Source organism: Halobellus limi (assembly GCF_004799685.1).
In the GTDB taxonomy this organism is placed as follows: domain Archaea; phylum Halobacteriota; class Halobacteria; order Halobacteriales; family Haloferacaceae; genus Haloquadratum; species Haloquadratum limi.
Window position 1 is genome coordinate 768,027 of the sequence record NZ_CP031311.1, and the last position, 15,159, is coordinate 783,185.

At 63.3% G+C, this 15,159-nt stretch carries 15 protein-coding genes and 1 pseudogene; 11 read left to right on the top strand and 5 right to left on the bottom strand.

All coding sequences use genetic code 11. From position 1 onward, the window contains the following. Positions 1–144 precede the first annotated feature (144 nt). The 4 genes from gcvT (at position 145) to gcvPB (ending at position 4,454) form a co-directional block, all read left to right on the top strand. On the top strand, positions 145–1,236 hold the full coding sequence (gene gcvT, locus DV707_RS03980) for a glycine cleavage system aminomethyltransferase GcvT (protein WP_103990504.1): 1,092 nt from the start codon (positions 145–147) through the stop codon (positions 1,234–1,236). Continuing rightward, positions 1,236–1,616, top strand: a complete 381-nt coding sequence (gene gcvH / locus DV707_RS03985; RefSeq protein ID WP_103990503.1) for a glycine cleavage system protein GcvH — start codon at positions 1,236–1,238, stop codon at positions 1,614–1,616. Before gcvT ends, gcvH begins: the two co-directional genes overlap by 1 nt. A gap of 70 nt (positions 1,617–1,686) precedes the next feature. After that, the gene (gene gcvPA / locus DV707_RS03990; RefSeq protein ID WP_103990502.1) at positions 1,687–3,033 is read left to right on the top strand and encodes an aminomethyl-transferring glycine dehydrogenase subunit GcvPA; all 1,347 of its coding nucleotides are present in this window, start codon (positions 1,687–1,689) and stop codon (positions 3,031–3,033) included. Next, entirely contained in the window at positions 3,033–4,454 is a 1,422-nt protein-coding gene (gene gcvPB / locus DV707_RS03995; RefSeq protein ID WP_103990501.1) for an aminomethyl-transferring glycine dehydrogenase subunit GcvPB, read from the top strand. Before gcvPA ends, gcvPB begins: the two co-directional genes overlap by 1 nt. 20 nt (positions 4,455–4,474) lie before the next feature. Here gcvPB and DV707_RS18560 read toward each other — a convergent pair whose 3' ends face one another. Beyond that, a complete protein-coding gene (locus DV707_RS18560) occupies positions 4,475–4,636 on the bottom strand; it encodes a DUF7838 family putative zinc beta-ribbon protein (RefSeq protein WP_170216807.1) in 162 nt (53 codons plus the stop codon). Between the two features lie 206 nt (positions 4,637–4,842). Here DV707_RS18560 and DV707_RS19370 point away from each other — a divergent pair, with 206 nt between their 5' ends. Further along, positions 4,843–5,196, top strand: a complete 354-nt coding sequence (locus DV707_RS19370) for a DUF7344 domain-containing protein (RefSeq protein ID WP_103990500.1) — start codon at positions 4,843–4,845, stop codon at positions 5,194–5,196. 88 nt (positions 5,197–5,284) lie between these two features. Here DV707_RS19370 and DV707_RS04005 read toward each other — a convergent pair whose 3' ends face one another. Continuing rightward, on the bottom strand, positions 5,285–5,623 hold the full coding sequence (locus DV707_RS04005; RefSeq protein ID WP_103990499.1) for a HalOD1 output domain-containing protein: 339 nt from the start codon (positions 5,621–5,623) through the stop codon (positions 5,285–5,287). A 112-nt stretch (positions 5,624–5,735) separates the two neighbouring features. Continuing rightward, the gene (locus DV707_RS04010; RefSeq protein ID WP_103991230.1) at positions 5,736–6,530 is read right to left on the bottom strand and encodes a TrmB family transcriptional regulator; all 795 of its coding nucleotides are present in this window, start codon (positions 6,528–6,530) and stop codon (positions 5,736–5,738) included. A 290-nt stretch (positions 6,531–6,820) separates the two neighbouring features. Between DV707_RS04010 and DV707_RS04015 the strand changes: the two genes are divergently transcribed. The 5 genes and pseudogenes from DV707_RS04015 (at position 6,821) to DV707_RS04035 (ending at position 12,445) form a co-directional block, all read left to right on the top strand. Further along, complete coding sequence (locus DV707_RS04015; RefSeq protein ID WP_200820841.1) at positions 6,821–7,651, top strand: TrmB family transcriptional regulator; 831 nt, start codon at positions 6,821–6,823, stop codon at positions 7,649–7,651. Positions 7,652–7,713: 62 nt separating this feature from the next. Then, positions 7,714–9,386: pseudogene (locus tag DV707_RS18900) on the top strand (transposase); the annotation flags it as partial. 336 nt (positions 9,387–9,722) lie between these two features. Continuing rightward, complete coding sequence (locus DV707_RS04025) at positions 9,723–10,211, top strand: DUF6789 family protein (RefSeq protein WP_103990498.1); 489 nt, start codon at positions 9,723–9,725, stop codon at positions 10,209–10,211. A 129-nt stretch (positions 10,212–10,340) separates the two neighbouring features. Continuing rightward, positions 10,341–11,501, top strand: coding sequence for a methionine adenosyltransferase (locus tag DV707_RS04030; protein WP_103990497.1), 1,161 nt, complete (start codon positions 10,341–10,343; stop codon positions 11,499–11,501). Positions 11,502–11,713: 212 nt separating this feature from the next. Next, complete coding sequence (locus DV707_RS04035) at positions 11,714–12,445, top strand: ZIP family metal transporter (RefSeq protein ID WP_103990496.1); 732 nt, start codon at positions 11,714–11,716, stop codon at positions 12,443–12,445. Positions 12,446–13,187: 742 nt separating this feature from the next. Here DV707_RS04035 and DV707_RS04040 read toward each other — a convergent pair. Further along, a complete protein-coding gene (locus DV707_RS04040; RefSeq protein ID WP_103990495.1) occupies positions 13,188–13,817 on the bottom strand; it encodes a class I SAM-dependent methyltransferase in 630 nt (209 codons plus the stop codon). A 167-nt stretch (positions 13,818–13,984) separates the two neighbouring features. After that, a complete protein-coding gene (locus DV707_RS04045) occupies positions 13,985–14,422 on the bottom strand; it encodes an acyl-CoA thioesterase (protein WP_103990494.1) in 438 nt (145 codons plus the stop codon). A gap of 203 nt (positions 14,423–14,625) precedes the next feature. On the opposite strand from DV707_RS04045, the gene DV707_RS04050 reads away from it, so the two are divergent. Further along, entirely contained in the window at positions 14,626–15,159 is a 534-nt protein-coding gene (locus DV707_RS04050) for a J domain-containing protein (protein ID WP_103990493.1), read from the top strand.

The window sequence follows — 15,159 nt, forward strand, 5'->3', positions numbered from 1 at the left end:
CTCGGCGCGGTTCGACGCCGTCGGTGGTGTCGCCCCGGCCGAAATACCGCATTTGTTATCGCAGTATACCGTTTAAACCTGGCAAAAGGCGGCGGCCTCGGCGGACATACCAAAACATTTCTTGCCGCGAACCATCCGTCCACTATGGCCCTTCGGAAGCCGCCGCTGTACGACGTCTACGCCGCAGACGCCACGTTCACCGGGTTCGGCGGGTGGGATATGCCCGTCGAGTTCGAATCGATCCGGGCCGAACACGAGGCCGTGCGCGACTCGGTCGGGCTCTTCGACGTCTCGCACATGGGCGAAATCGTCGTGAGCGGGTCGGACGCGACGGCGTTGATGCAGCGCCTCACGTCGAACGACGTCGAGGCGCTCTCGCCGGGCGAGTCCCAGTACTCGGCGATCACTGACGAGTCGGGGGTCATCGTCGACGACACGATCGTCTACCGGCTTCCCGAGGCGGAAGACCGGTACCTCTTCGTGCCGAACGCCGGCCACGACGAGGCGGCGTACCGTCGGTGGGTCGACCACAGGGACGAGTGGGGCCTCGACTGCGAGGTCCGCAACGAGACCGACGCGTGGGCGATGGTGGCGGTGCAAGGGCCGGACGCAGCCGAGACGGTCGACCGCGCGACGGACGCCGACGTGGCCCCGCTGTCGTGGGGCGACGTGATCGAGGCCGAGGTCGGCGGCGTCCGCTCGTTCGTCTCGCGGACGGGCTACACCGGCGAGGACGGCTTCGAGATCCTCTGTCCGACCGACGAGGCCGAACCCGTCTGGTCCGCCTTCGCGGCGGACTGCACCCCGTGCGGTCTCGGCTCCCGCGACACGCTCCGGACGGAGATGGGGTTTCTCCTCTCCGGACAGGACTTCGATCCCGACGCGGAGCCGCGCAACCCCTACGAGGCGGGGATCGGCTGGACCGTCGCGCTCGACACCGACTTCGTCGGCCGCGACGCGCTCGCGACCGTCGCCGACGCGGGCGTCGAAGAGACGTTCGTGGGGCTGGTCCTGCGGGAGCGCGGGATCGCCCGACACGGCCACGAGATCGTCGCGGACGGCGACGTCGTCGGTCACGTGACGAGCGGGACGATGAGCCCCACCCTGGGCGAGCCGATCGCGCTCGGCTACGTCCCGACGTCGCTCTCTGAGCCCGGAACCGAGCTCTCGATCGCCGTCCGCGGACAGGAGAAGCGCGCCGAAATCGTTCCCACACCATTCATCGAGGACAACTAATGTTCGAAGTACCCACAGACCGCAAGTACCAGGAATCGCACGAGTACGCCACGACCGACGGAGAGACCGCGACGGTCGGGATCACCGACTTCGCCCAGGACGAACTGGGCGACGTCGTCTTCGTCGAACTGCCGGAGGTCGGCGAGGAGATCACCCAGGGCGAGGAGTTCGGCGTCGTCGAATCGATCAAGGCCGTCTCGGACCTCTACGCGCCGATCTCGGGGACCGTGACCGCCGTCAACGAGGACCTGTTCGACCGCCCCGAACTGGTGAACGAAGAGCCCTACGGCGACGGGTGGATGCTCGAAGTCGAGGTCGCAGACGACGCGGCGTTCGACGAGTTGCTCTCGGCCGACGAATACCGCGAGCAGACCGAGTGATCAGGATGCACCCGAACGCGCGTTCGACGCGGGCTCGAACCGCCCGTTCCGCCAGCGGGAGGTGCGACGGATGAGCGAGGGCGGACGCCACGAGCGGGTCGCGGGCAGCCCGTACACGCCGCACACGCCCGCAGAGACCGCCGAGATGCTCGCGGCGGTCGGCGTCGACAGCGAGGCGGAACTCTTCGACGTTCCGCCCGAGGTGCGGTTCGACGGCGACCTCGGCATCGAACCCCGGAGCGAGCGCGAACTCCGCGCGGAGCTGTCGTCGGTGCTCGCGAAGAACGACGACCTGACGGGGTTCCTCGGGCGCGACCACCACTCACACTACGTCCCGTCGGTCGTCGACGACCTCTCACAGCGGGCCGAGTTCCTGACCTCCTACACGCAGTACCAGCCGGAGATCGCTCAGGGCTTCCTGCAGGCGCTCTTCGAGTACCAGTCGCTCGTCGTCGAACTGACCGGGCTTCCGGTCGCGAACTGCTCGATGTACGACGCCGCGACGGCGCTGGGAGAGGCGGCCAGGCTCGCCGACCGAGTTCGGAAGGTGTCCGGGTCCGTCGTGTGGGTACCCGAGGTTCTCCACGAGAACAAGCGCGCGGTGCTCGAAAGCTACGTCGACGGTACCGACCTCGCGGTCGAGACGTATCCGATGGCCGAGGGGACCGTCGACGTCGACGCGCTCGCCGAACTCGCCGACGGGGAGTCGGCGATGATCTACGCCGAGAACCCGACCGTTCACGGGACGATAGAGGAGCGTCTCTCCGACGTTGGCGACGTCGCCGACGAGGCGGGCGCGCTGTTCTGTCTCGGCACCGACACCGTCGCGCTCGGCCTGCTCGAAGAACCGGCGAGCGTCGGCGCCGACGTCGTCGTCGGCGAGGCCGACGCGCTGGGCCTGCCGACGGCCTACGGGATGGGGCTGGGCCTCTTCGCGACGCGCGAGGCGTTCCTCAGACAGGTCCCCGGTCGACTCGTCGGAGCCGGCGAGGACGCGGCCGGCAAGCGCGCCTACACGCTCACGCTGCAGACCAGAGAACAGCACATCCGCAAGGAGCGCGCCACCTCGAACATCTGCACGAACCAGGCGTGGGTGGCGCTGCGGACCGCGATGCACCTCGCGTGGCTCGGTCCGGACGGCCTCGTCGATCTCGCGAGCCGGTGCGTTCGCGAGGCGGAGTCGCTCTCGGCGCGGCTGGACGAGTTCCCCGGAGTCAAAGCGCCGGTCCACGATCGGCACCACTTCCGGGAGTTCCTCGTCCGGACCGACCAGCCGGCGCCGGCGATCGCGCGAGACCTCGAAGCGGACGGCTTCGCGGTCCACGTCCTCGACGACCACCTGCTGCAGATCTGTGTCACCGACGTGAACGCCGACGAGACGGACGCGCTCGTCGCGGCGTTCGAGGAGGCACTATGATGAACCACGATCAGGCGCGCTACGGCGACGACGACCGGTACGAATCGCTGCTCTCCGAGAAGGACACGACGGCCGTCGACGTCGCGGAGGCGTCGCCGCTGCCCGACGATCTGACCCGCGATAGCCTCGAACTGCCCGGACTCTCCGAACCGGAGCTGTCGAGGCACTACACGCGGCTCTCGCAGATGAACTGGAGCGTCGAGAGCGGGCCGTACCCGCTCGGATCGTGCACGATGAAGTACAACCCCTCGTTCACCGAGGACGTCGCGGCCGACCCGAACGGGGGCGTCCACCCCGACCGCTCCGAGGAGAGCGTCCAGGGGACGCTCGAACTCCTCTACGGCCTCCAGGACTACCTCGCACGCATCGGTGGTATGGACGCGGTGACGCTACAGCCGCCCGCCGGCGCGGCCGGGGAGTTCACCGGCATTATGATCGCGAAAGCGTGCCACGAGGCCCGCGGCGACCCGCGGTCGGAGGTCATCGTGCCCGCGTCGGCGCACGGCACGAACTTCGCGAGCGCGGCGATGGCCGGCTACGACGTCGTCGAACTCCCCTCCGGCGACGACGGTCGCGTCGACCTCGACGCGCTCGAAGCGGCGGTCTCCGAGGAGACGGCGGCGCTGATGCTGACGAACCCGAACACCGTCGGGCTCTTCGAGCGCGACATCGAGGAGATCGCCGAGATCGTCCACGACGCCGGCGGCCTGCTGTACTACGACGGCGCGAACCTCAACGCGCTGCTCGGGCGGGCCCGTCCCGGCGATATGGGCTTCGACGTGATGCACTACAACGTGCACAAGACGTTCGCGACGCCGCACGGCGGCGGCGGTCCCGGCGCGGGCCCGGTCGGCGTCACCGAGGAACTCGCCGAGTTCCTTCCTCGACCCCACGTCCGCGAGCGCGACGGCCGTTACGAACTGTACGACCCCGAGCGGAGCATCGGGAAGGTCCACGGCTACCAGGGCAACTGGCTCGTGCTCGTGAAGACCTACGCCTACATCGCCCGACTCGGAGACTCCGGGCTGAAGGACACCTCGGCGAAGGCCGTGTTGAACGCGAACTACCTCGCCGAGCGGATCGACTACGACATCCCGTACGGTCCGTTCCACCACGAGTTCGCCGCGACGGCGGGCGACCGCGACGCGGCCGACGTCGCGAAGGGGATGCTCGATCACGGCGTCCACCCGCCGACGACGAAGTGGCCCGAGTTCGTCCCGGAGGCGATGCTCACCGAACCGACCGAAGCCGAGAGCAAGGCGTCGCTGGACGACCTCGCGGACGCCTTCGACGCCGCGATGGCCGACTCGAAAGACGCACTCGAAGCCGCACCGTCGAAGACGACGGCGCGCCGGATCGACCAGGCCGCCGCGGCGCGGAACCCGCGGCTCTCCTGGCGCGCACTCGACAGAGAAGATTAACCCGCGGGCCGACCGCTCGACTACGCTTTCGCGGTGCTGATGCCGTTGATCTCGATGAAGCCGTAGCCGCACTCGTTACAGCTCCACTTCGTCTTCGTCCCGAGGTGGAGTTCCATCGACGCCGTCTTCCAGAATCCGTCGTGGCCGCACTCGGGGCACTCGTACTCGCGTTCGAGGCTCATACGCACGGATTCGGCGCCACCGGTGTTGAATATACTGATTCGAGCGCCCGCCTCGACATATACCTTATTTCACGATATACAATCCGCCAACGGGGAGAACAGTTTGAGGATCCGGGTTAACGATACGGGTTTCTGTTAGGTATGTGAAGTATCGAACCCGTGTTCACGCCAGCCGGTGTCCCAACTGAACACGATGGAGCCACCTTATGAGCGACTTACCACCGTCGATATCGACAGAGACAGCACTACGGCTGCTGACCAAACGGCAGCGACGACGGATCCTCCGCCGGGTGGCCGACACGCCCGAGGGGACGACTGTCGACGGGCTCACGGAGCACCTAGCCGTAGCGGGCTCGACGACCTCGAACGGAAACGGACTCTCGGAAAGTCGGGGTATCGAACTTCACCACGTTCACCTGCCGATGTTACGGGAGGCGAACGTGATCGAGTACGATGCCGGTCGGCCCACCGTGCGTCGGGGCCGAGAGTTCCAACGCGTTCTGTCTCTGTTGGAGGCGATCGACGGTCACCGAAAGGACACATCGACGGACCGCTCCTGATCGCGGGTATCTCAGCTCTCTCGCAGGCGACGAGTCGGGCTCCCGGATCGTCGCAGTCCGTACCGTGCGCTCCAGCGGGGAGGAGGCACTACCCGTCGTCTGTCCCCAGGAACCTTCCGTCGACTCGGACTTCGATGCTGCCGTCCCCGCTCACCGAGACGCCGGTGCCGGCGTACCGAAACGAGACTGTTACCGGCGGTGACTGTCCATCGAGCAGCGTATCGAGCGCCCCCGAATCGACAGTCTCCTGCAGAGGTGGCAGATCGGTCGTCGCCCGGTCAGTGGCCGCAGCAACTGCTTCGACGATCGCCACACTGGGCAGGGTCGATTGCTCCCAGTTGTGGCGGACCGTCGTGGACCTCGCATCTGTGTTTGCAGGCTGGTCTACTGTGTCTGAGTCACCGATCTGATCTGTGTCGTCACACATTATTTTCACTTGGTCGAGGAAACGAGAGCGGAGGTCACTGCTCGGGTTTCTGTACCGGGCCTTCGATCCGCGTCTGGATCGGATCGCTGTGCGTCTCTGCGCCCACTCATGGCTATTCGCGGTTACTGTCGAGTTGCCACGTGAACAGCGCTTTCAGGACGACGACCAGGCTGTTCGTGGGCCCCGTTCCCCAGATGGCCGTTTCGTCGCGCGGCTCGGGCGGGTGTTGACCGTCACCGTCGACGAGGACACTCACGAGCGTCTTCTCTCGGTCCACCATAAGGAGGCGACCGGCGGGCGTATCCGACCAGTCCCACAGCGACTCGAACAGTTGCGCGTCGGGGACCTCCTGTTCGAGCCGATCCTCGGCCGGTTGAGACATCTCTGCGAGCCGGATCGACGCTCCGCGGTCGCTGGCGGCGGCTAAGCTTCGGACGATCTCCTCGGTCAGTAGCTCCTCGACGGTCATGTAGACGATCTCGTCGTCAGCGGTCGAGACGAACTCCACGACGCGTTCGGTCACGGTTTCTCGGCCGGTGACCGTCCAGACGCCCTGCTGTTCGGTCGTCCGGTTCGATGATGCGAGCGTATCCAGGGCGTCTGTCAGGGCGGCCACGCGGTGGTTGTACTCCTGCTCGAAGTGACGGGCGGTCGTCTCCGTCGAGATCGCCCAATATCGCCGTGGACTCGACTGTTTGACGTCGACGAGGCCGCGCTCTCGGAGTTCGTCGGCCGCGTCGTAGACGCGGGTTCGGGGGACGTCGGCGGCTTCGCTCACGTCCTGAGCCGTTCCCTCACCGAGGCCCACGAGTGCGACGAACGTCCGGGCGGCGTAGGTACTGAGCCCGAGTTCTTCGAGTTGTTTGACGGCCGTGGACCGTGCGTGGTCGGATGGGTCACCGGACATCGAGTCGTCACCAGTCTCGTGAACCACCGAGTGTGGTGGTTTTCGGCGTGTAGCCGCAGCGAGGTTGGGACCAAATCTGCGGCTTCACGCCACGCTACTGTCTGTGCTACCCGTACATAGATGTACTGTGATTAAGTGAGTGAATAATCTCGGAGCGCTGGCTCTGGCGGTTCCAGGACCCCTAGAAATCGGGCCGTCGTCTGACTCTGTGAGTGACGCCCTCGTATCTCGGTGCCACGTACTAAACACCCGGCGGGTGAACGTCCACGTAGCGGTCGAGGTTGGGACCAATGGAAGACGTGTCAAATCAAGATAAATCGATCGAACTGCTCCAGCAACTCGGGCTCAAGGAGTACGAAGCGAAGTCGTTCGTCGCGCTCGCGCGCCGACAGCGCGGGACGGCCAAGGACATCAGCGAGACCTCGGAGGTTCCCCGGACGCGAGTGTACGACGCGATTCGCGTGTTGGAATCGAAGGGGCTCGTCGAGACCCAGCACTCGAATCCACAGGTGTTTCGTGCCGTCCCGATCGACGAGGCCGTCAATACACTCCAGACGGAGTACGTCGAACGAGCGCAAGCACTTCGAGGCGCCCTGAGCGGGCTCGAACCGACCGACGAGAGAGAATCAACAGAGGCCACCCACGAGGTGTGGTCCATCTCCGGCGATCAGGGCATTACGAGCCGGGCGCGGCAGTTGATCGAGGGAGCGACAGAGGAGTTGATCCTCGTGGTCGGCCACGAGAGTATTTTCACCGACCAGCTGGCCGAACAGCTGCAGTCGGCTCAGGAACGCGATGTGAACGTCATCATTGGGACGGTCGATGAAGACCTCCAGGCCACCATTCAAGATGCCCTGCCTGGTGTCGAAGTGTTCGTCTCAGGATTGGACTGGCTGAGCCGGTCGCCGCTTCCAGATGACGATACCGAAATCAGTCGGCTGTTACTGGCCGACCGTGAGGCGATCCTAGTAAGTTCGTTCACCGAAACGAGGGCAGACGGGCGTGAGCACGAACAAGGCGTCTTTGGCCGCGGATTCGACAACGGGCTGGTCGCGATCACTCGGCGGCTGATGGCGACCGGATTGCTGTCTGTGAACGATCCCGAAACTGAGGCGACTTGAGCATCTCGTGAGCGTCAGAGAGAACGTCATATCATTGCCCGGGAACGGCAGGCGTGTCCCCGATGGCACCGACTTCTGTCTCTCGGCGCGATGTCTTCCGTTCGATAGCGACAACAGAGTATCCCGACTGGCCGGCCTACGACTCGACGCCACTGTACGACCAGAGCTCACTGACGGCGCTCATTGAGGATTTCCGAACCGTCTCGGGAATCTGGTTCGAGCACGACGCCCACGACTCGATCGAGGGGTTCGTCTGTCAGTATCCACTGTCCTACGCGGAGTTCAACCCCCACGACCAGTACTCCGGTCCAACTGAATACGAGATGCCACAGCTCTTCAGGGCGTTCCTGCTGAAAGTGATACACGGCTGGGGCCACGAGACAGCGCTCGTCGAATATCTCCGGCAGCACTCAGAGACCCGTCGCTCGCTCGGGTTCGACTCCGTTCCCGATCAGTCGACACTCTGGCGCAGTTGGAACAAGCGCTTCAGCGCTGATCTCCGTGAGACAGTTGAGAGAACGGCTCGGACGCTCCTCATCAACGCACAGAATACCGGTGTTGTGGTTCCTCGTGACCCGGAACGGAAGCTCCAGTACTATGACGACGAGTCTGAGGCGACCGATCCGGACGACCAGACTGTTTTGGAAGAAACAGCGAAGATCAGCGATCACGTCAGCCGCGTCGTCTTCCCCGCGTTCTCGCTGGACCGTGGTGAGGGCTGTGAGATCCACGAGAACGCGTACTGAGACCTGCAGACATATCTCGGACTTCGCGAGCGGCTGGCTGCGAACGAAGGGGCTCGCAGTTTCGTCTACGAATCGACTCGAGATCGGACACCGCTGGGGCACGCCCGTCGCAAACACATCCGTGACCTCTCGATTGACCAAGTGCGAGAGATGTACCGGCAGGCCATCACTCGGCTCCTGAACGAAGTTACGGAGACAGAGCAGTTCTTTCGAGCGGGGATCGTCGCGATCGACATTACCGAAGCTGATCCGTTCACCGGCGATAGAACGGGCTACGAAGACGAGATCATCGGGACGAAGGAGAAGACCGACGAGTACGCTCACCAGTGGGCCACAGTTCAGCTGGTCGGCAACGCCGTCCCAATCGTGCTTGATGCGCGCCCGTCCGAAAGGGGGAGATACGACTGGCAATCGTCGAGGACTTACTGGATTCGGCTGAGGACCTCGTTCACGTCGATAACGTGCTGATGGACCGGAAGTTCGACAGCCAGCACGTTCTGGAGATGGTCAGTCAGCGCGGGCTTTCCTACGCCGTCCCAAAGCGGATGCAGACGAGCGAGAAAACTCAGGCCAAGCGGTTACTCCAGCGGGACCAGGATCGGTACGAGACTGACCGCAAACTACATTTCGGGAAGAATGAGTGGCACGAGGCGACGCTAATCTATCGTCGAAAAGAAGACTCTGAGCACGACGATCATCGACAATATTCGGTGTTCATAACGAATTGCGGGAGTGGTCACCTCACGGAGTACGGGTATCGGTGGGAAATCGAGAGCGGGTACAGATCGATAAAGCGGTTTATGGCTGCGACGACGTCAAAGGATTTCGAGCTTCGCTTCTCCTACTTCGCGCTCGCGTGTTCGCTGTACTCTATTTGGCGAGCAATCGATTTGCCGGTACAGGCCGATTTGACCGGTGAATATGAACACTTGCCGATCGTGACGGCCGACAACACGCTTACGCTGTTGAAGAAGGAAACCGGAATCGGATCGCGAGGGTATCTATCCGTGGTAGCGCGGCGTCTGAGTGGCTACACTAGCCGCGGTCTCGGAAACGATCCGAATGAGTTGATCATCCAACAATAATGTCCGGTCAGAAAGCGATCTGAATCAGTTTCTGCTCACCGATTCGGCTGATACTACGCATCAAAGCCCCGCTAATCCCGCTATAGTCTCAACTTCTACGGCGAGGAACTTGCGACTGGCCTTCTCGACGCGTACGAGAGTTGAACTCTCTTCGGTAACCAGAGTTCTGTTGGCCCTAATCAGACACTATCACGGCGAATCCGGTGTATACTTTTTTATATTGACATCGAAGACAGGGATATGGATCCAGTACGAAGTAGCCTCGGCGGTGGGATCGCAGCAACCGCCGCGTTATTGGTGTTTCTCCTGGTTGCGGATCTCCTCCTCGCCGGAACCAACCTCTTCGTATTCGCCACCTTCACGAGCCTGTGCGCGGTCGGTGGAGCGCCCTACTGTGAACTCGGAAGCCCGACTGCGACGTTTCTGACGTTCATCTGGTTTGGGCTTCTGTACGCCGTCGCCTGGCCACTCCTCTTCGCGGGGTTCACGTGGGGACTCCCCGGCGAAACGGGGCTGACTCACGGGGCAGTGTATGGCCTCATCCTCTGGGCGGGGTACGTCGTCGCCGTACTCTACGGGATCAGCATCGAAGGCCAGACGCTCGGCGATAATCTCCCGATGGTGGTCGTAACGCTCCTCGCGTACCTGGTCTACGGGGTCGTGCTCGGAGCGGGGTACGATTACCTCGCTGAACACCGGACCTTCCTCAGCGAGAGACAGCCCACCTAGACCCCTACCGATTCACACGATGGCTGACCCCGGCATCGCAAGTCGACTGCAGTTGTCCATTGGGACGATCGTTCACGTCGTTTCCCGGCGACGAATCACTCTTTGTCAGTCAGCGTTAATGATGATACTATGGCCGAACCCTCGTTCACCATTCGTCACCTCGACCGGAACCCGATCACCGCCCGGACGACGGAGTTCGTCGAACGGAAGGGAATCGGCCACCCGGACTCGATCTGTGACGGCATCGCGGAAGCCGTCTCGCGGCATCTCTCGCGGTACTACCTCGACGAATTCGGGCAGATCCTTCACCACAACACCGACAAGGTTCAGCTCGTTGCGGGAACGACGGTCCCGGACTTCGGCGGCGGTGAGATCACCGATCCGATCTACGTGCTGATCGGCGGTCGAGCGACCCGATCCGTCGATGGGCGACGTATCCCGATCGACGAAATTGCGATCGGCGCGGCGAGAGAGTACGTCGACGAGCACTTTTCGGAATTGAGTGGCGATATGGTCGAGTTCGAGTCGCGTATCGGCGAAACGTCGGTCGATCTGAAATCACTGTTCGACTCACCGGCGGCCTCGCTGGCGAACGACACCAGCGTCGGGATCGGCTACGCCCCGCTCTCGGAAACCGATCGAATCATCAACGGTCTCGAGCCGGAACTCCGTGAGCGGCTCCCCGCCGTCGGCGAAGATATCAAGTTGATGGGGTGGCGGACGGACGACGAACTCAGAATCACCGTCGCGGCCGCCGTCATTTCTCGAAACGTCGCAGACGTCGACGAGTACGTGGAGGTGAAAGAGCGGATTGTGGAACTCGCCACTCGGTACGCGAACCGGCATACCGAGCGAACCGTCCACGTCGACGTGAACGCCGCAGACGACGTCGAATCCGGGGTGGTGTACCTCACCGAAACCGGCCTCTCCGCGGAGATGGGCGACGACGGAAACGTCGGCCGTGGGAACCGTGTCAACGGCGTCATCACGCCGCACCGGCCGATGACCCTCGAGGCGTCGGCGGGAAAGAATCCAGTCTCCCACGTCGGCAAACTGTACAATCTCGTCGCCACGAACGCCGCAGAGCGCATCCACCGGGAACTCGGAGCCGAACACACCGAAGTGAAACTCCTCTCTCAGATCGGGCAACCGGTGACACGACCCCTGGCCGTGGACATCGACACGACGGTGCGCGACGACGACGAGGTGCGACACATCGTCACCGACGAACTCGAAGACGTGGAGTCGCTCACCCGCGATCTCGTAGACGGTGAGACGACGGTTTTCTGACGACCCCATTAGGACGGGGCACATTCAGTACGGGCCCAGACTCAGATACTCAGGGTCCAAGACGGCGCCAGCCGGACGAACATTTCTTTTATTATTCGCCGCGGTAGTTTCGGTAAGAGACGGCCAGAGAATCTCGAATTGGCGGATCAGATGTCGCTTCTCGTGACCGAGAGCGGGCCGTTGAGGCCCCCGAAGGAACATAGGCATCAGCTATGGTAGCGTTTCCGGCGGAGTTCTACTGGATTGCAGCGTTTGCCATTGTCGCGGCGCTGGTAAACAGTGCAGGAATCATCGCTATATTTCGACACCGGGAGTGGGCGGAACGATCGCTTCCGTATCTTATGTGCTTTGCTGCGGGAATTCTTATCGCGACGCCGTTGATTCACGCCGTCCCGAACGCGGTCGAGAACAACGCCGACGCGGGCTTTACCGCCTTGGCTGGTTTCCTCTTTATGTATCTCTCCAACCAAGTGATCAAACGTCGAACCGGAGAGGAGACACTCGCGTTTGGGGTGACGGCAGCGGAGGGCATCGGGGTCCACTCGCTGATCGACGGCGTCGTCTACACCGTCACGTTCAACATCTCGCTGCTGACCGGCGTTCTGGCTGGAACCGGACTGGTCGTCCACGAATTCGCCGAGGGAGTCATCACGTATCTCGTCTTATTGAGGGGGGACGTGACGGAACGAACGGCGGCAACGTACGCGTTTTTCATCGCGACATTGACGACACCGATCGGCGCCTTCGTCGCCTATCCTCTAGTGGGTGGGTTGGGACAAAGCGATCTGGGCCTCTTGCTTGGATCCGTCTCGGGCGTGCTGATCTATATTTCCGCAGCCCATCTGCTTCCCGAAGCACAGTCCTACGAGAAGGAACATTCGATGCTCGCCCTCCTGGCCGGTGTCGGCCTGGCGTTGTTTATCGTATTCGCGCGGACAATGTGAACCGATTCTGCGAATAAATCACGAGTTCGGCACCGAGACGTGCCGACAGATAGGGACGATTGTAGACGATTTCAAGTTCTCCCGATCACGGCCTCGTCGGAGTGGTCGGTTCACTGCCGGAAGGCGAACTCTCAGGGATTCGCTCTCCCCTGCGTGGTCACTTTGACGTACTCACGTCTTGGATGAGTATCTGAACACCTATACATAGAGACAGGGACTGCCGGAAGGACAGACGATTGAACGGCCAGACAGAACAACTCAGGCACCCATCCACTACCATCGATAGGATAGAACCTATCACTGCGAGAGGGTTCAACAGTGCCACCGAGAGTATGGTCGCGTGGAACCGCAGTGTAGGCTATTGTAGCCAGTTATCGCTTATGTGGCTGCTGACCGTCGTAACGCGCGGGAAGTGACCACGTTCTCCATTCCAATCCCGTCTGAATGCATCGGTGTCGTCGGCGTAGCGATCGCGACCGTCGGCCTCCGGCTAGCATCGGGTTCCTTCTCACGGAGAATTGGGACCTGATGGGATGGTCTCTGTTTCTCGGAAGCGGAACGCTCTGGGCGATTCCCTGGCTCTGCTGTCTGAGCTGGGGATGGGATTGGTTTCCGTACTCCCGGTCGTGACCTGATGTACACGTGAGAGAGGCAGCTGACCCACTCACGCGTCCAAAGATTCGATTTGGAACCGGTTGACGCGAGTACAGCAGAAAGACGAGGTTCCGTCGCGTCCTGCTCGCTACCGAGTCGCTTTGATACCCACGAAGGAGCCGTCTCCGTATCCCGATTCGATCGGTTCGGGCCCTTCGATCTCGCCGGGCCAGTGGTAGATGGTCTGGACGAACTCGAAGTCGGAGAACCCCGCGGTTTCGAGCGCGTCGACGAGCTCCTCGGTCGAGACGAAGACGGCCTCCCGGTAGAACGGGTTCTGAGCCTTCGTTTCCTGATAGATCTTTCCAACGGGACTGTCCTTGTCGATGTATCCGATCACGAGCGCCCCGTCCGGTCTGAGGACGCGCGCGACCTCGGCCAGCGTCTGCGGAACGTCGTCGACGAAGCAGATCGTCGTCACGATCAACGCGGTATCGAACGTCCCGTCTTTGAATGGGAGAGACTCGGCGACGCCCCCGACCACCTCGACCCCTCGCTCACGGGCGTGTTCGAGCATCTCTTCTGAGGGGTCGATGCCGACCTGCACTCCGAGCGGCGCGGCGAATCGAGCGCTTCCGACGCCGACCTCGATCCCGTACCCCGTCGTCGGAACGAGCCGTCGGAGTGCCTCCAGTTCGGACTGGTAGGCGGCCTCGTGTTCCTCGAACCATCCTTCGTACCGCTCTGTGTGTTTCTCGAACGGCTCCGTCTTCGGCATAGAGAGACATACGTGGCGCGACGACACCAAGGTTCGGGGCGGTAGAACTACGGGAGATGACTGGTCCCGCGTCCGCCGGGTCTCGACCTGCGAGCGGTCGCGTCCGGGGGACTCCATTCAACGAATCCGGCCCGGAGAACCGCTCGCGATGCCGCCTGCGTCGCGGTTCAATCGTGTTCGCCGTTGGCGGCGTCGCGCAGTTCGACCGCCCGTTCGGAGGAGACGTCGAGGTCGGGGACGGGCGTCGGGGAGTTGTCCTCGTCGATGGCGACGTAGACGAAGTGCGACTCGGTCGTGAGTTCGGTGTCGCCCGAGAGCGGGTCCTCGCTGAACACGCGGAGGTAGACGCTGACGCTCGTCGTGCCGGCGTCGTAGACGTACGACTTGATGAGCGCGGTGTTCCCGCGCGGGATGGGGCGGTGGAAGTCGACGCCCTCCATCTGGGCGGTGACGACCGTCTCGCCGGCGAAGCGCATCGCCGACATCGCGCCGACCTCGTCCATCCACTTCATCACGTTGCCGCCGTGGGCGGTGTCGTTGTTGTTGGTGTCGTTCGGTTGCACGAGAACCCGGTTCTCGATGTACGTGTCTTCCAGCGGAATCATAGCCGGCTATCTCTCCACGCGGGTAATTGTTCTGTCGTCTCGGAGACGGCGGCGCGTGATCGGCCCATCGATCGGCGTCGGATCGACTCCACCGGCGTGGGACCGGCCCGTCGATCGGCGTCGAAGCAGTTCGTCGGTCTACTGTCCCGGTAGTCGGCGCAGACGCCGGGAGGCTTACGGTCGTCGACGCCCTTCTCCCGATCGTGGACGAAGACGGACTCGTCATCGGTCTCGCCGCGGTGTTCGCCGGGACGACGGTGCTCTTCGGCGTCCTCGGCTTCGTCTATCAGCCGCTGCTTTTCCTCTTCGCGACGATCTTCGCGATCGCGACGTACCTCCTGTGGTACCACGCGAGCGGCCGCCTCGGCGAGCGGATCAGGCGAACCGCCGGGAGCGCACGCGAGCGGCGACGCCGACGCGGGAACGCCGCCTCGCGCGGGCCGGGCGACTTCGAGGGATTCGGTCCGGGACGGCGGGCGGCCGGGTCGGGTCGTCAGCGCCGGGCGGACGGGCGCGGCGCGGCCGGCGGCCAGCGCGGGGAGCGGCGCCGACGCGACCCGAACGAACCCACCCGCGGGGAGGCGTACCGGACGCTCGGACTCGACGCCGACGCGGACCAGACGGCGGTGAAGGCCGCCTACCGCGAGCGGGTGAAGGCCGTCCACCCCGACACCGACGACGGCGACGAGGAGCAGTTCAAGCGCGTCAACCGCGCTTACGAACGGCTCAAGGAGTGA

Excerpts from the sequence above, each read along its gene's own strand:
- gcvT (WP_103990504.1), top strand. The coding sequence starts at position 145 with ATGGCCCTTCGGAAGCCGCCGCTGTACGACGTCTACGCCGCAGACGCC.
- gcvH (WP_103990503.1), top strand. The coding sequence starts at position 1,236 with ATGTTCGAAGTACCCACAGACCGCAAGTACCAGGAATCGCACGAGTAC.
- gcvPA (WP_103990502.1), top strand. The coding sequence starts at position 1,687 with ATGAGCGAGGGCGGACGCCACGAGCGGGTCGCGGGCAGCCCGTACACG.
- gcvPB (WP_103990501.1), top strand. The coding sequence starts at position 3,033 with ATGAACCACGATCAGGCGCGCTACGGCGACGACGACCGGTACGAATCG.
- DV707_RS18560 (WP_170216807.1), bottom strand. The coding sequence starts at position 4,636 with ATGAGCCTCGAACGCGAGTACGAGTGCCCCGAGTGCGGCCACGACGGA.
- DV707_RS19370 (WP_103990500.1), top strand. The coding sequence starts at position 4,843 with ATGAGCGACTTACCACCGTCGATATCGACAGAGACAGCACTACGGCTG.
- DV707_RS04005 (WP_103990499.1), bottom strand. The coding sequence starts at position 5,623 with ATGTGTGACGACACAGATCAGATCGGTGACTCAGACACAGTAGACCAG.
- DV707_RS04010 (WP_103991230.1), bottom strand. The coding sequence starts at position 6,530 with ATGTCCGGTGACCCATCCGACCACGCACGGTCCACGGCCGTCAAACAA.
- DV707_RS04015 (WP_200820841.1), top strand. The coding sequence starts at position 6,821 with ATGGAAGACGTGTCAAATCAAGATAAATCGATCGAACTGCTCCAGCAA.
- DV707_RS04025 (WP_103990498.1), top strand. The coding sequence starts at position 9,723 with ATGGATCCAGTACGAAGTAGCCTCGGCGGTGGGATCGCAGCAACCGCC.
- DV707_RS04030 (WP_103990497.1), top strand. The coding sequence starts at position 10,341 with ATGGCCGAACCCTCGTTCACCATTCGTCACCTCGACCGGAACCCGATC.
- DV707_RS04035 (WP_103990496.1), top strand. The coding sequence starts at position 11,714 with ATGGTAGCGTTTCCGGCGGAGTTCTACTGGATTGCAGCGTTTGCCATT.
- DV707_RS04040 (WP_103990495.1), bottom strand. The coding sequence starts at position 13,817 with ATGCCGAAGACGGAGCCGTTCGAGAAACACACAGAGCGGTACGAAGGA.
- DV707_RS04045 (WP_103990494.1), bottom strand. The coding sequence starts at position 14,422 with ATGATTCCGCTGGAAGACACGTACATCGAGAACCGGGTTCTCGTGCAA.